Raw genomic sequence first — 14,488 nt, 5'->3', positions numbered from 1 at the left:
TCAGCCCTGTGCGCGGGCGAAGTAGTGTGCCAGTGCCGCCAGGGTGAAGCCGTCGTCCAGCGTGCCGTCTTGCAGCAGCGCCGGCAGATCGCCCAAGGGTACCGCTTCGACGGCGAGCACCTCGCCGTCGGGGCTGCCAACCAGATCGGTGGAGGTCAGCTCGGCTAGATAGAGGTCGACGCAACTGGCCAGAATCGCCGAGTTGGGACGATAGCGACCAAGTCGTGTCAATTGCTCTGGTGTGGCGCGGTAACCGGTTTCTTCGTGCAGCTCTCGGCAGGCGCATTGCAGGCTGCTTTCGCCTGACTCGCCATAACCACGGGGTATTTCCAGCATGACCTGCTCGCCTTGGGCCGGGCGCTTCACGCGGACCAGCAGAGCCGTCCGTGCATCCACCACCGCGAGCACCGCCGCGCCGTTGTTTGCGCCACTTTCCTCAACCCAGTGAAAGCCGTCCTCGCGGACAACCTTGAACCAGGGGTTCTCGTAAACCGTGCTCATTTGATCTCCAGGCCCATGAAGCTGCGCATGCGCGGATACAGCCCAAACCAGTTGCGGCGGGTCATATAGGACTCGCCGGTTTCCATCATCTTGTCCTCAAGATAGCCGAGTGCCTCGTCGGTGAGGAACTTGATTACCTCGCCGGCGCCCAGACTCGAGATAAAGTTGAACACCTTGATCGGGTACTGAACCAGTTCGATTTCCCTGCGCAGGGCCTTGAAGGCAATGCTGGAATCGAGCACCTGCTCGGGAACGCCCTGCAGAAACCGAATGTTGTCCTGCAAAAAGCCCTCGGACGCCTTGGCGAAAAGTGAATTGTAGGCCGGGTCGATCAACTCGAAGCGCAGCGCTTCGAGCCCTGCCTGACCGCGCTCACGGAAAAACTGCTCGGCATACAGGTACCAGTCCGAGCGCGAATATTTGCTCAGCCCGCCGAGCCGGAACAGCTGGTAGTCGCCGTCATGCTCAAAGTAGCCGCCGGAGCCGGGCAGGGCGTCCAGGCGACGCAAGACTTCCTGCTGCAATGCTTCGCGGGGCACACTGACGTCGTCCAGCACCGGCTGCAGTTCGCTCAGCGCGGCCTGCAGTTTGCGCAGGCGCTCGGCCATGACCGTGCGCTGTTGCCGGTCCAACTCCCCCTTGCGCGGGCGACCCGGCAGGCTGGACAGAATGAAGTTGTCGGGCAGGGCATCGTAGTACTCCTGCAACGTGGCGAAGCGCGACAGACCGAAGCCGCGGATAACAAATTTGCCCTTGCCCTCTTCGTTGAGGTATTTGATCACGTTCATCTGGCCGAGGGCGTTGGCCAGCTCAAGGTTGTCGATCAGGGTGTTGGGTGGGAGCACCACGCCGTCAGCAAAGGCCAGGCCGGTCAGAAAGCGTTTGCGCAACTCTTCGTGGCCGTGGGCGTGCACCGAGTCACAGTTGGCCAGCAGCAGTTTTTCCTTGAACAGCACGGTGTTCCATCTCCTCGGACAGTCGCGTGCCATCATAGCGACCTTTGTCTCCGGGAGCGATCTGGCTGCTGGCGCTTTTCAACTGATTTTCAAACGCTTACATGCCGTTCATCCAGTCTGCCGGCGGGTTGCGATGACGCGCATGCAGCGGCGCCAGCGCCTCGGCGTAGTCGAGCAGCAGGCCAATGGCCCAGTCGGCGCGGGCGCGGATACGCAGGTCGTCTTCGCTGGTCGGTTCGCCCGGATTCATGACCTGCTCCACGTTGCGTACGATCAGGTGCTCCGGCAGGTAGCAGATGCGACAGTTCTTGTAACTGGAGGCGCGCAGTTCGGCCAGCGGATAGCTGCCGCCCTGGCCGCCGGAGACGCCGACCAGCAGCGCCGGTTTGTGCGCCAGCTCGGCGCGACCGGCGTACATGAACAGGTTTTTCAGTGCCGGGCTGGCCATGCCGTGCCATTCCGGGCTGATGACAACCAGCGCGTCGGCGCTGCGCAGGGTCGCAGAAATCGCCGGCCAGACGCCGTTGCTGTCAGCTTCGGGCCACAGCGGCAGTGGCTGCTGGCCGAGTTCGATGACACTGGTTTCGCAGTCCCTGGCTTGCAGACTGGCGGCCAGCCAGCGCGCCACCTTGGCGCTCTGGCTGTTTTGCTGGCTGGAGCCGGCGATCAGGGCAATATGACGACTCATTGGCTTACCTCAGGGTTGAGTTCGGGGGTGGCTTTGGCTTTGGGCTTGCGTACCAGCGGCCAGAACAGCTCCTGCGTCCAGCTGACCGGGCCGAGGTTCTCGATACCGTACTTCGGGGGGCGGCGACGGGTGATCTTGGCAGTGCCAAACAGGATGTCCCAGAAGAACAGCAGGTTGCCGAAGTTGCCCTTGTAGTTGGTTACGCCATCTTCGGCACTCAGTCCGTGGTGAGCAGAGTGGGTGGACGGGGTGGAGATGGTGCGCTCGACGACCCACATGACCGGCTTCAGCCACTTGATCTGATACAGCTTGGCGTCCCACGGTACGCTGCTGTGGGCGCCGTAGATAACGCACATCTTGAGAATCAGATACACAAAGTAGACGTGTGCCAGACCCAGATAGATGAGGATGCCCGAGAACCAGATACCGGGCATCAGCAGGTAATAGAAACTGTTGTTGCGGTAGACGATGCGGATGCTCATGTACCTGGCCGAGTGGTGCGCTCGGTGCAGGTCATACAGGAACGGCACCTTGTGTGCGAGGCGATGCCACCAGTACTGGGTCATGTCATCGAACAGCAGAAACAGGGCGAAGCCGGCCAGCCACGGAATCCCGCTCAGAGCGCCTTCCCACTCGGGGGCCAGTGTGCCCATGATCGCGCCGCTGGCGAAGGTAATGAAGGGAACGGTTACGCCGAGCAGCAGCGTCGAGCCGATGATCTCGATCAGCGCGTCACGGCGCTGACCGGCCGGCTGGAAAAAGCGGCCGAGGATGAGCTCAAGCAGGATGAAGGAGAAAAAGATCCCGGCGACGATGACGGCGGGGTTCAGGTTTGTTGTTATTGTTTCCATGCTAACCTCTGCGGGCGGTTTGATTGACTCGACTTCCAGTTAATAAGAATCCAAATCGGCTCGGTCCAACATGCGTGCAGAGGACAAAAACAGGGTTGAATCGGCCAAGGTGTCGATTCAGCGCTTTCATCACGGCCCACTCGGCAAGGTCTTGCAGCGTTTCCTGCACGAGCGCGGCGACCGTGACGATTTCGATCTGGTGGCGCTTGAGCAGCTCTGGCACAGGGCGGCAGAGCATGATCCGGCTATTGGCCTGCATCTGTTCTCGCTGTTTACCCCGCAGGACTGGCATGTGCTGGCCTGCCTTGGCTTCTACGCAGCCAACCCGCAGCAGTCGCTGGACTGCTGGGTGCGCTACCAGTCATTGGCCTCCTCCATGGACTCGATCCGGTCGGTGAAGGCCGACGGCATGACCGGGGTCAGCATTCGGGTGCATGCAGCAGCCGGGCTGGAGCGCTATCTGGTCGAGCACTACATGAATATGGCGTTAACCCAGATGCGGGCAGCGGCACAGACCGCGCTGACGCCGGCACGTGTGTGTCTGCGTCACCGGAAACCGGACTATCACGAGGCCTATCGGCCGGTACTGGGCGAATGCGTGGAGTTTGCCGCTGCCGAGAATCAGTTGTGGTTTAGTGACGCGGACATGCAGCACGCCCATCCCGGTGCCAACCGGGCGATGTTTGAGCTGGTGTGTTGCGAGCTGGACCGACGCCTGACGCAGCAGCAACAATTTGGCGGTACGGCTGGGCAGGTGGCGGCGCTGGTTCGTCGTGGCCTGCTGGACGGGGTGCAGGTGTCGCTGGAAGAGGTCGCGCCGGCTTTGCATCTGAGCACTCGAACATTGCGCCGACGTCTTCAGGATCAGGGTCTGAACTTTCGTCAGTTGCTGGACCTGGTGCGCGCCGAACTGGATCAGTACCTGGCCCTGCAGGGGCTGACCCGGGCGCAGATTGCGGACCGGCTGGGTTATGGTGACACCGCCGCCTACCTGCACGCGCGCAAGCGCTGGCAGCCTCAGGTCAGCTCCTTGGCGGCTGACACCAGCGCCTGAAACAGGCGTCTCTGACGCGGCAGGAACAGCAGAAACTCCGGGTGCCACTGCACGCCGATAACAAAGCTGCGCCCCGGCGCCTCGATGGCCTGGGGAATCTGGTCCAGATCCCGGGCGCTGATGACCAGGCCATCACCCACCCGATTGATCGCCTGGTTGTGCAGGCTGTTGATCCGAGCCCGCTGGCGGCCCAGCAGGCGTGCCAGATGGCTGTCCGGCTCCACGCAGAGCGTTTTCAGCGGCAGCACGGTACGTCGATGCGAGGTCAGCTTGCGTCGTGAGCGGAGGTCCTGAAACAGGTTGCCGCCGCAGCGCACGTTGAGCAGCTGTGCGCCGCGGCAGATGCCCAGCAGCGGCAGCTCCTGGCTGAGGGCATGGTCGATGACGGCAGACTCGAGGCGGTCCCGGGCGCCGTCGTAGCGTGGCTTGACCTCTGGCTCGGCGGCGTAGAGTACCGGGTCAATGTCGTGCCCGCCGGTAATGACCACGCCCTGATAGCGTTGTGCGCGCTCTTCGTCGCCAGGCCTGAGCTGCAGCGGGATGCCGCCATAGCGGCGTATCGCCCAGGCCACCAGAAAGCGTGGCCCTGTGGCGCCGCGGTCTGGGCCGGTGATGGCGATCACGGGCTTCTTCATGCCGTATCCTTTTGCAGCCAGTCACGTTCCAGCTGCCGTGGCCAGCTGTCCAGCAGTCGGCCCAGTCCCTGTTGCTGCCACTGCTGATAGGCCTTGCAGCAGCCTTGCAGGCGCTCATGATCGGCGGCCAGTTTCTCGACCTCGAGCCAGTCGTTCCAGGCCTCGGTCATATCCCAGTCGGGCTCATCAATGCGGCAGTCCGGCAGCCGGTAGTGAAAGGTCGGCCTGGCCTTGATCAGCGGGTCCTGGGTGCAGGCGAGCACCCGTTCCTCGTCCAGATGACGAAACAGTGGCAGCATATCCAGCGCACGGTTGCGGGTCGGGTTGTGCTTCAGGTAGTCGTCTATCAACTGCGCCTGGTCGGGCCAGTATCCAGGGTCGGTAACCAGACTGACGTAATCGGCCGGGAACGGATCTACGTAGGTCGTGATACGGCGCGTCAGGTTCACTTGCGCCCGCTCGTTCATCCAGTCGTAGAGACACAGAAAGGCTTTCAGGTAGGCACACAGGGTGCGGCTGTCGGCGTCCGGAATTTCCGGATTGAACTGCATGCCGAAGGCGTTGGTAAGGCGGTCGCTGGTGCCCTTGGCTCCTGCCTCGCGCAGCTGGTGGATCAGCTCGTTGATCTCGTCCAGGCGGTTCAGCGGCAACGGCGGGCTAACCAGCTCGACCGGCACCAGCGACTCAGCCATCCAGATCAGGGCATCCTCGGCCGAACCGAGCAGTTCTGCCGACTCGTCACCCTGCGGTCGCGGCTCACGGCCGATTTTCTTGATCCACTGCGAGTCCAGCTCAACCACCCAGTCGCCAGCCGGGTCACCGGTCAGGCGTCGCTCGCAGCGGCCTGGCTGTTCGATCCGATAGCCGCCTCTGGCAGCGACCAGCGTGCTCAACCGGTCCAGATCGATGCCGTTCATTTCCAGCTCAACGCCGACGCGACGCTGCGCTCCCTCTGCGGTCTGCTGTCTTGGGGGCATGACCATTGCGGGGGGACTGTCATCCATGGCGTACTCCTTTGCGTTGCTCAGCGATGGCGACAGGGCGTTTGCGCTGAACTGGTGTAGTATTCTCGTCGTTGGTTCTCTTGTATCCACTCACACAGGTATGACATGAGCAAGCTTTCCGAGTTTCGCGCCGCCGAGCGTCAATTGGCCGCCCAGCTGGCCCAGCTGGAAAAGATGAAGCAGGACTCCGGGTTGCAGCAGGAGCTGGCATTTAACGATGCCCTGCGGGCACTCATGGATGAGTATGGCCTGTCCAACCGTCAGGTGCTGGCGATTCTGAGGTCCGCACCGGGCAACTGAGGTGGTGGCCAGCACAGAGCCGAAGAAACATGCCGAGCCGCCCGGCAAGCGGGCGCTGCTTGATGCCGCCGAGCGCCTGGCCGCCAGCAGCCGGTGTGTGACCAGTCTGGGATTGCGCGAACTTGCCCGCGAGGCGGGTCTCAATCCCAATACCTTCTACCGTCACTTCCGTGATATGGAAGACCTCGGCCTGCAGTTGCTGAGACAGTCCAAAAGCGAGTTGCGCTCGGCGCTGCGAGCCCTGCGTCGTCAGGCAGCGACCGAGGTCGAACAGGGTACCGGCGAGCCAGGCGTAAGCAAGGGGCGGGCTGTGTGTCGGCAGACGCTGCGACTGTATTTCGATTACGTGCACACCCATCGCGATCGGGTGCTGATCGCCCTGCGCGAGCTGCATGGGCCCTCGGCGTTGCTGCGCGAGGAGTTGCGTCGGCAGATGGACGAGTTTGCCGACGATATGGCCGAGGATATTCGCGAGCTGCGGCTGATTCCTGAGCGGGTCAGTCCGGCGCAGCTGCGCCGGGTTGCTGGCATGGTCAACCGCAACATGCTCTATCAGTCGCTTGATTATCTGGGTGATCCTGAGCGCCGTGGCGAGATTCTTGCGCTGGCAGAGGAGCAGGTACTGATGCTGTTCCGCGGCGCCGTCAGCCTGCTTGACCAGAGTGAATTGCGCCCCTGAACAGACTGTTGATTGTCCCGCCGATTTCACTAATTCCTGTCAACTGGCTATCATTGTGCTGCTTTTGTTGGGAAAGCGCTTCGCATTGACACGGCCGCCTGGCGGATTGGATGTTTTTGCTGCACACCCTTTGTGGTGTGCACCTCACTGCCTTTAGGGGCTGTCAATTGTTGTCGCTGCGCCGCTATTGCGGTGCCGTCGACACGTCATCGGGCATAGCCCGCACTGAAGTATCGGAGCATCTTTAGATGGCAAGAGAACCATTGAACGAGCACGACTCTAACGCCGATCCTGTCGGCAATGACGGTATCCCGGCGCCGACCGGTGATGCCAACCTGATCGATACCGACTACGTAATTGGTCAGGACAACATTTCCGGCAGCTTTGTGCTGAACCTGGATATTCACGGCAAGGTCTTCATCATTTCAGCGCTCTCGGTCGTGCTGTTTGTGGTGCTGACCCTGGCACTGCAGACCGAAGTGGCGCCGCTGTTTACCGCACTGCGCAACTGGCTGACTGGCAACCTGGCGTGGTTTTTCATCGGTGCCGCCAACATATTTGTCGTCCTCTGCCTCGGCTTGATCGTCTCGCCGCTGGGCAAAGTGCGTCTTGGCGGTATGGAGGCCAAACCCGATTACGGCTACCTCGGCTGGTTTTCCATGCTGTTCGCCGCCGGCATGGGGATCGGACTGATGTTTTACGGCGTATCCGAGCCGATGTCGCACTTCTCTTCATCGCTGGGCGGGGTCTCAGTTGGCGAGGACGGCCTGCGCACCGACTGGGCGCCGCTGGGTGCCGCTGCAGGCGATACCGAGGCAGCAGCGCGCCTGGGGATGGCGGCGACCATTTTCCACTGGGGGCTGCACCCCTGGGCGATCTATGCGGTGGTGGCGCTGGCACTGGCGCTGTTCTCCTTCAACAAGGGGCTGCCGTTGACCATTCGCTCGATCTTCTACCCGATTCTCGGGGAGCGGGTCTGGGGCTGGCCGGGGCACGTCATTGACACCCTGGCGGTCTTCGCGACGCTGTTTGGTCTGGCGACATCACTAGGCTTCGGTGCCGAGCAGGCAACTGCCGGTCTGCATTACCTGTTTGACGTTGGCTCCGGCAATGTCACCAAGGTGCTGCTGATTACCGGGATCACCGGTCTGGCCCTGCTTTCGGTCGTCGCCGGTCTGGACAAGGGGGTCAAGCGCCTGTCGGAGATCAACATGGTACTGGCCATCGTGCTGATGGGCTTTGTCATCATTGTCGGCCCGACGCTGGCCATTGCCACCGGCTTTTTCGACAATCTGCTGGCGTATCTTGCCAACCTGCCGGCACTGTCAAACCCGGTTGGCCGTGAAGATGCCAACTTTACCCAGGGTTGGACTGCCTTTTACTGGGCCTGGTGGATCAGCTGGTCGCCCTTTGTCGGCATGTTTATCGCTCGGGTCAGCCGCGGTCGCACCGTGCGTGAGTTCCTGATTGCGGTGTTGCTGGTACCTTCACTGGTGTCGGTACTGTGGATGACGGCCTTTGGCGGTACCGCAATCGGTCAGTTCGTGGCCGATGGGTTCACCGGCGTACAGGACGCCGCGCTTGAGCTGAAGCTGTTCGCCATGCTTGGCGAACTGCCACTGACCGCGATTACCTCCTTTGTCGGCATCGTACTGGTCATTGTGTTCTTCGTGACCTCGTCTGACTCCGGATCGTTGGTGATCGACACCATCACCGCCGGTGGCAAGGTCAATGCGCCGGTGCCGCAGCGGGTGTTCTGGGTCATCAGTGAAGGCGTGGTTGCGATCGCGCTGCTGCTGGGCGGTGGCCTGGCGGCGCTGCAGGCGATGTCGGTGTCGACCGGGCTGCCGTTTACCATCGTGCTGCTGGTTGGCTGTATCGCGATCATCAAGGGGCTGATGAGCGAACCGCGCTGATCGCCGTCTGCCGGATAAGGCCGCTCCCCTGGCAGGGAGCGGCTTTTTTATGTTTGCCGATTCAATACCAGAGTTCGCGTAGCGGGGTGTCTGGCCGATAGTGGGTCAGTACTTGCGCCTGCAGCAGCTCGGCGGTCGCCAGCGCATCGGTCAGCGCGTGGTGGGCGTGGTAGTGCGGCAGACCGTAGCGCTGGCGGCTGTCCGCCAGGCGGATGGATTCGATCTCGCGTCCGAACAGGCGGGCCAGCCATCCGGGCTGGGCGCTGCCGCGGTGCATTCGGGCTTCGAGCTGCATGGTATCAATAACCGGGAAAAACAGCGGCTCACCCAGATACTGACGGGCAGCTCGATCAAGAAAGGCGCGCTCCAGTGCCCGGTAGTGAACCACCATGATGCGCCCGGCCATGGCCTCCAGCAGGCGGTTCAGGGTGCTGGCGGGGTCTGAGGCCTGGTGAATATCAGAGTGGGTGATACGGTGGTAGGTGATTGACTCTTCGCTCAGCGGAATGTCGGGTTTTACCACCTCGTAGAAGGCCTCGCGGCAGCGGATACGCTGCAGGTTAAAGGGCATCAGCCCGATGCTGACGATGGCATCACGGCGTGCATCCAGGCCAGTGGTTTCGATATCCAGTGCCGCCAGCTGCACCTCTTCCAGCGGCGTGTCACCAGCAGGGCAGCCGGCGCGGTAGTACGCCTGCAAACCGGGCTGGCTGCTGCGTTCGGCCAGTCTGGCCAGCTCGGTCGGCCATTCAGGCGTGCGCGTGTCGACGGCGTTGGCTGCGGGGTTGAAGCGGATCATAGGGTGCGGGTGACCGGCAGGTGCGGGTAGCGAAAGCGCAGGAACTTCTGGGCGTTACTCAGCACCTGAAAGGCTTCCTTGAGGTTGTGCCGCTCGACGGTGGGTACCTTTTCCGGTTCAATTTCGTTGTCCGGTTCGATGCTGTCCTCGATATCCATGGCCTGGTGGCGGATGCGCACCAGCGACAGAAACTCCAGCGCGTAGCGCAGCCGCTCCAGTGATTCCGGCGGCATCAACTTGGTGGCGGCGATCGCATCCAGTCGCTCGAACGAGTTCTGCGCCCGTGAGCCACAGGCCAGTGCATGCACTCGGATCAGATCGGTCAGTGGCGCGGTGCCGCGGCGCTTGAGGTTGATGACATCGCGTTGACGGCCGTCCTTTTCCATCACGAAGGTACGAAAGATGCCCAGTGGTGGTGTGCGGTTCAGCGCATTGCGGGCAAGGGCTGCGAGGAAGGGCTCGTTGCTGCTGGCGCGCTCTGCCAGCAATTCCTGCAGCTCTTCCACCAGTGCTGACTCGCCATAGACCGCATCCAGATCGAAGAAAATGCAACTGTTGAGCAGGGCCTCTGCCTTGGGGCGCTCGATCCAGTCGATAAAGTATTTGCGCCAGACCGACAGCGGCTGGCGCCATTTCGGGTTGGTCGCCATGATGCCGCCCTTGCAATAGGTGTAGCCGCAGGCGGCCAGGCCATCGCTGACGAAGGTGGCCAGTTTGAAAAAGTAATCGTCGTGCAGGGCCGGGTCGAAGCTGTCGTCCAGTACCAGCGCGTTGTCCTGATCGGATACGACCAGCTGCTCGTCCCGCGCCATGGAGCCGAGCGCCATAAAGGCGTAAGGGACCGGCGGCGGGCCGAGCTCGTCTTCGGCCAGCTCCAGCAGACGCTGGCTGAAGCTGCGACCAATGCCCGACATGGCGCTGCCGATCATGTGTGCACTGGCTTCATCGCGGGCCATGCGCACGAAGGTGGCGCGCACATCGGGCAGCAGGGCCTGCAACTCGGCTACCGATTTCTTGTTGTAAATCGCACTGACAAGATAAAGGCTGCTCTGGGATTCGTACTTGATGATGTCGCTCAGGTTGATCAGCCCGATCGGGCGACGACGCTTGACCACCGGCAGATGGTGGATATTGTTGCGCAGCATGCTGAGCATGGCTTCAAACACGGTGTCGTCACCCTGCACGGTAATCGGGTTGGGTGACATGACCGCGCTGACCGGCGTGTCCAGTGGCAAGCCTTCGGCCAGTACCCGGGTGCGGAAGTCGCGGTCGGTAATGATGCCGACCATCACCCCGTGCTGGGCATCGGCCACCGGAACGCGATCCGGATTGGGCCACTGGCTGTGCGGGTCCACGACTACCAGCGATGACACGCTTTGCGCCGTCATGACCTGCGCGGCCTCCTGCACGCTGGTGTTCAGCGGTACGGTGACCGGCAGGCGGGATATCAGCTTGCGCACCTTGATCTTCATCAGCTCGCTGGCGCGGCCGTTTTCGACGGCGGCTTTCAGACGTGACTGGCCCTCGGCTTCGACAAAGTCGGCAAAATGCTCATGCTGTTCACAAAATTGGTCGAACAGCGTGCCGGGGATGTAGTAAATCAGCGTGTCTTCGATAGCGCGGGCTGGAAAGCGCACACGGTTGCGCCGCAGCAGGCCGAAATGGCCGAAAATATCGCCTTCGCCCAGGCGGTTGTAGAGATCGCCACCGCGGCGAAAGATATCGACTGCGCCGCTGCGGATGTAGTGCAGCTCGTGGATTTCCTGATTAAAGGCAAGAATATCTGTTCCCGCCTTGAAGTAGCCGATCTCGACCTGCCGGGCAATCTCGCCCAGCAGCTCCTCGGGCAGCTCGTCGAACGGCGGGAAGCGGCTCAGGTGGTCGCGAATCTCGATCAGTTCAATCTGCATGTGGCATCCGGTTCGGGTGTGGGGAGTGCAGCTGTTGCCAGTGTAATGGCTATGGCGCCAGCGGTCAGGTCGGTTGCTGCAGGGTTGTCAGCTCTTTGCGCAGAAACTCGCGGAACAACCGCACCCTGGCGGGGGCCTGAGCGCCGCTGAGAGTGATTGCGTAAAGGGTGCCGGTTGCTACCTGCCAGTCGGCAAGAATCGGTACCAGCTCGCCGCGGGCCAGACTCTGGCGGGCAATCAGGTCCGGCAGGGGGCCGATGCCAGCGCCGTTGCACAGCAGTTGGTGGGCACTGGCGTAGTCGCTGGTGCGCATGACCGGCTTCAGGGTCAGGCTGGCCCCATGCCCGCGACTGTCGTTCAGCAGCAGGGTTGTTGCGCCGACCCGCTCACGACAGGCCAGCAATTGATGCCCGGCCAGGTGGGCAGGCTGGCTCGGCGGCTCGCGTTCAGCAAGATAGCCTGGTGAGCAATACAGCCCGATGCGGAAGTTCACCAGCGCAGAGGCGCGATAGCTCATGTCCGGCAGGTTGCCCGGCGTAGCGCGCAGGGCCAGATCGATACGATGGGCGCTGAGGTCGAGTGGGGTGTCGGTCAGCAGCAGCTCGATGTCGATTTGCGGATACTGCGCGCGGAACCGTGTCAGAAGCAGCGGCAACACGCCAACTCCCAGGTCCAGCGGTGCGGTCAGGCGCAGATGACCGGCTGGCACGTCCTGCGCGGCGCGGGCGCTGGCACTGGCGTCGGCCAGCAAGGTCAGGGCGTCGCGGGCCTTCAGATAGAACGTGGTGCCTTCCTCCGTTGCCGATACCGACCGAGGGGTGCGCGCCAGCAGGGCGACGCCGAGGCGTTGCTCCAGGCGCGACAGGCGGCGGCTGATACTGCCTTTGGTTTCTCCCCGTTCACGGGCGGCGGCGGAAAGAGTGCCAAACTCGATGACAGCGCAAAAGGCGTACAGGTCTTCGAGTGATCCGCCCAAGGTTTCCGATTTGTTAACCATGGGTTCCTTTTTTGCAGTCTTCTTTCGTTTTGGAAACCAACATACTCTGCTCTCCATCAACTCAACGCAACCTTTGGAGACACATCATGAGCAACCAACACACAGCTACCCCCGGCCTGGCCATCTTTGAACGTCTGCCCCCGCTGGGCTATCCGCTGATTCGTATTACCGCCGGCCTGATGCTGATGCCGCACGGCGCGCAGAAACTGTTTGGCTGGTTTGGCGGCTACGGTCTGGAAGCAACCGGCCAGTTCTTTGAAGGTTCGCTGGGCATGTCACCCGGGATTCTGTTTGCGCTGCTGGCGGGCCTGGTCGAGTTCTTTGGTGGTTTGGCACTGGTTCTTGGCCTGCTGACCCGTCCGGCAGCGCTGGCGGTCACCTTCATGCTCGGCGTAGCGCTGACTGTGCACACGGCCAATGGCTTCTTCTGGACCAATGGCGGAATCGAATACCCGCTGCTGTGGGCGCTGACTGCCTTCGGTATCTTCCTGCGCGGTGGTGATCGTTTCTCGCTGGATGCCCGCCTGGGTCTGCGTATCTGATCATTGACTGGATGGAGGGCGAATGATGTCTGCCAATCGACTGCCGACGGTCTTTCTTCCCCATGGCGCCGGCCCCTGCTTCTTCATGGAGTGGGAGCCGGCCGACACCTGGCAGGGCATGGAGGCCTGGCTGCGCACGCTGTTGCCGAGCCTGAATGTGGCTCCCCGCGTCCTGCTGGTGATCTCTGCCCACTGGGAAGAGCCGGTCTTTACCCTCAATACCCAGGCCGCCCCCGGCCTGTTGTTTGACTACTACGGCTTTCCGCCGCACACCTACCAGCTGACCTGGCCCGCGCCGGGCGCGCCGGAGCTGGCAGCTGAGGTCGCCGAGCTGCTGGGCAAAGCGGGTTTCGAGACCGCGTTCAACCACCGTCGAGGGTTTGATCACGGGGTCTTTATCCCGCTCAAGCTGGTGCGGCCCGAGGCCGATATTCCGGTGCTGCAGTTGTCGCTGCGGGCCGATATGGACCCGCAGGCCCATCTGGAGTTGGGCCGCGCGCTGGCGCCGCTGCGCGAGCAGGGCGTGCTGATCGTCGGCAGTGGCATGAGCTTTCACAATATCCCGCTGATGCGCGCCAATCTGGTGACGCCGGCGCCGGCGGTCGAAGCTTTTGATCGCTGGCTGCAGAACACGATCGTGCTGCCGCAGGCCGAGCGCGATGCTGCGCTGGCTGACTGGCAGCAGGCGCCGGGCGCACTGCTGGCACACCCCGATGCCGAGCATCTGCTGCCGCTGCATGTGGTGGCAGGCGCTGCTGCTGACAGCCCCGGGCGCACTGACTTTCATCAGGTTGCGATGGGCGTACCGCTGGCCGGCTTTGTATTTGCCGACTGACTCCGCCCTGGTGCACGATGACGGCAACGGGTTATGGAGGCGCGGTGATGACGTTTGATCAGGGCTTGCTGGCGCGGCTGCGTGATGCGCAGCATGTGGTGGTGTTCACCGGTGCCGGAGTGTCTGCAGAAAGTGGCATCGCCACCTTCCGTGATGCGCTGAGCGGGCTCTGGTCGCGGTTTGATCCCATGCGCCTGGCAACGCCCGAGGCCTTCGAGGATGACCCGGAGCTGGTCTGGGGCTGGTACGAGTGGCGGCGCATGCAGGTGCTGAGCACCCAGCCCAACCCGGGCCATCTGGCGATTGCCGAGCTGGCAAAGCGGGTGCCGAAGCTGACGCTGGTCACCCAGAATGTGGACGACCTGCACGAGCGCGCCGGCACTACCGATGTGTTGCACCTGCACGGCAGCCTGCATCAGCCGCGATGCAGTCGGTGTGCTTCGCCATTCAGCATGCCGGCCGAACCACCGTTAGAACCTGCCGAAGGTCGGCGTCTTGCGCCGCCACGTTGCAAGCAGTGCGGCGGTCTGGTCCGGCCCGGCGTGGTCTGGTTTGGCGAGAGCCTGCCGGTCGATGCGCTCGAAGCGGCCTTTGCGGCGGCGGCTGATTGTGATCTGCTGCTCTCGGTTGGCACCTCCGGCGTGGTTTATCCCGCGGCACAGGTGCCGGAAATTGCGCTGCAGGCCGGGGCGGCCGTGGTCCACGTCAACCCGCAGCCGCAGGCGTTGGGTGGTCAGCATGAATGGCTGTTGGCTGGCGCGGCCGGCGAAGTGCTGCCATCGCTGTTGCAAGCGGCTTTCGACGAGTAAAGCGGGAGGCAT

The 14,488-nt window shown here is 62.5% G+C and carries 16 protein-coding genes; 7 read left to right on the top strand and 9 right to left on the bottom strand.

Annotation, left to right across the window (positions count from 1 at the left end; translation table 11 throughout):
- The 4 genes from B7O88_RS15525 to B7O88_RS15510 form a co-directional block, all read right to left on the bottom strand.
- Positions 1 to 501, bottom strand: coding sequence for an NUDIX hydrolase (locus B7O88_RS15525; protein WP_088277300.1), 501 nt, complete (start codon positions 499 to 501; stop codon positions 1 to 3).
- A complete protein-coding gene (locus B7O88_RS15520) occupies positions 498 to 1,457 on the bottom strand; it encodes a hypothetical protein (protein ID WP_088277298.1) in 960 nt (319 codons plus the stop codon). Before B7O88_RS15520 ends, B7O88_RS15525 begins: the two co-directional genes overlap by 4 nt.
- 97 nt (positions 1,458 to 1,554) lie before the next feature.
- A complete protein-coding gene (locus tag B7O88_RS15515; RefSeq protein ID WP_088277296.1) occupies positions 1,555 to 2,145 on the bottom strand; it encodes an NADPH-dependent FMN reductase in 591 nt (196 codons plus the stop codon).
- Positions 2,142 to 2,996 (bottom strand): sterol desaturase family protein, encoded by an 855-nt coding sequence (locus B7O88_RS15510; protein ID WP_088277294.1) that lies wholly within the window; start codon positions 2,994 to 2,996, stop codon positions 2,142 to 2,144. The genes B7O88_RS15515 and B7O88_RS15510 overlap by 4 nt, the downstream gene beginning before the upstream one ends.
- A gap of 70 nt (positions 2,997 to 3,066) precedes the next feature.
- Here B7O88_RS15510 and B7O88_RS15505 point away from each other — a divergent pair, with 70 nt between their 5' ends.
- Positions 3,067 to 4,050, top strand: coding sequence for an AraC family transcriptional regulator ligand-binding domain-containing protein (locus tag B7O88_RS15505; protein ID WP_088277292.1), 984 nt, complete (start codon positions 3,067 to 3,069; stop codon positions 4,048 to 4,050).
- On the opposite strand, the gene B7O88_RS15500 is transcribed toward B7O88_RS15505, so the two are convergent.
- Both B7O88_RS15500 and B7O88_RS15495 read right to left on the bottom strand, forming a co-directional pair.
- Positions 4,014 to 4,685 carry a gamma-glutamyl-gamma-aminobutyrate hydrolase family protein gene (locus B7O88_RS15500; protein ID WP_088277290.1) on the bottom strand — a complete coding sequence of 224 codons (672 nt, stop codon included), beginning with the start codon at positions 4,683 to 4,685 and terminating at the stop codon, positions 4,014 to 4,016. The genes B7O88_RS15505 and B7O88_RS15500 overlap by 37 nt on opposite strands.
- Positions 4,682 to 5,689, bottom strand: coding sequence for an amidoligase family protein (locus B7O88_RS15495; RefSeq protein WP_088277288.1), 1,008 nt, complete (start codon positions 5,687 to 5,689; stop codon positions 4,682 to 4,684). Before B7O88_RS15495 ends, B7O88_RS15500 begins: the two co-directional genes overlap by 4 nt.
- Before the next feature lie 105 nt (positions 5,690 to 5,794).
- On the opposite strand from B7O88_RS15495, the gene B7O88_RS15490 reads away from it, so the two are divergent.
- The 3 genes from B7O88_RS15490 to B7O88_RS15480 all read left to right on the top strand — a co-directional run bounded on the left by B7O88_RS15490 (position 5,795) and on the right by B7O88_RS15480 (position 8,584).
- Positions 5,795 to 5,989 carry a hypothetical protein gene (locus tag B7O88_RS15490; RefSeq protein WP_088277286.1) on the top strand — a complete coding sequence of 65 codons (195 nt, stop codon included), beginning with the start codon at positions 5,795 to 5,797 and terminating at the stop codon, positions 5,987 to 5,989.
- 4 nt (positions 5,990 to 5,993) lie between these two features.
- Entirely contained in the window at positions 5,994 to 6,668 is a 675-nt protein-coding gene (locus tag B7O88_RS15485) for a TetR family transcriptional regulator (protein WP_235005811.1), read from the top strand.
- A 248-nt stretch (positions 6,669 to 6,916) separates the two neighbouring features.
- The gene (locus tag B7O88_RS15480) at positions 6,917 to 8,584 is read left to right on the top strand and encodes a BCCT family transporter (RefSeq protein WP_088277282.1); all 1,668 of its coding nucleotides are present in this window, start codon (positions 6,917 to 6,919) and stop codon (positions 8,582 to 8,584) included.
- 61 nt (positions 8,585 to 8,645) lie between these two features.
- On the opposite strand, the gene B7O88_RS15475 is transcribed toward B7O88_RS15480, so the two are convergent.
- The 3 genes from B7O88_RS15475 to B7O88_RS15465 all read right to left on the bottom strand — a co-directional run bounded on the left by B7O88_RS15475 (position 8,646) and on the right by B7O88_RS15465 (position 12,290).
- Positions 8,646 to 9,383: a 3'-5' exonuclease gene (locus B7O88_RS15475; protein WP_088277280.1), complete on the bottom strand. Its 738-nt coding sequence runs from the start codon at positions 9,381 to 9,383 to the stop codon at positions 8,646 to 8,648.
- Positions 9,380 to 11,293, bottom strand: coding sequence for a DUF294 nucleotidyltransferase-like domain-containing protein (locus B7O88_RS15470; RefSeq protein WP_088277278.1), 1,914 nt, complete (start codon positions 11,291 to 11,293; stop codon positions 9,380 to 9,382). The genes B7O88_RS15475 and B7O88_RS15470 overlap by 4 nt, the downstream gene beginning before the upstream one ends.
- A gap of 64 nt (positions 11,294 to 11,357) precedes the next feature.
- Positions 11,358 to 12,290 carry a LysR family transcriptional regulator gene (locus tag B7O88_RS15465; protein WP_088277276.1) on the bottom strand — a complete coding sequence of 311 codons (933 nt, stop codon included), beginning with the start codon at positions 12,288 to 12,290 and terminating at the stop codon, positions 11,358 to 11,360.
- 86 nt (positions 12,291 to 12,376) lie between these two features.
- Between B7O88_RS15465 and B7O88_RS15460 the strand changes: the two genes are divergently transcribed.
- From B7O88_RS15460 to B7O88_RS15450, 3 genes are read left to right on the top strand one after another with little or no spacing between them, the layout of a single operon-like run.
- Entirely contained in the window at positions 12,377 to 12,832 is a 456-nt protein-coding gene (locus B7O88_RS15460; RefSeq protein ID WP_088277274.1) for a DoxX family protein, read from the top strand.
- 22 nt (positions 12,833 to 12,854) lie between these two features.
- Positions 12,855 to 13,667 carry a DODA-type extradiol aromatic ring-opening family dioxygenase gene (locus B7O88_RS15455; RefSeq protein WP_328587512.1) on the top strand — a complete coding sequence of 271 codons (813 nt, stop codon included), beginning with the start codon at positions 12,855 to 12,857 and terminating at the stop codon, positions 13,665 to 13,667.
- Between the two features lie 47 nt (positions 13,668 to 13,714).
- Complete coding sequence (locus B7O88_RS15450) at positions 13,715 to 14,476, top strand: SIR2 family NAD-dependent protein deacylase (RefSeq protein WP_088277272.1); 762 nt, start codon at positions 13,715 to 13,717, stop codon at positions 14,474 to 14,476.
- The last annotated feature ends 12 nt before the right edge of the window (positions 14,477 to 14,488 follow it).

It is taken from the genome of Halopseudomonas aestusnigri (assembly GCF_002197985.1).
Taxonomy (GTDB): domain Bacteria; phylum Pseudomonadota; class Gammaproteobacteria; order Pseudomonadales; family Pseudomonadaceae; genus Halopseudomonas; species Halopseudomonas aestusnigri.
Note: the sequence above shows the minus strand (reverse complement) of the source record. Positions and strands in the feature narration are given on the sequence as shown.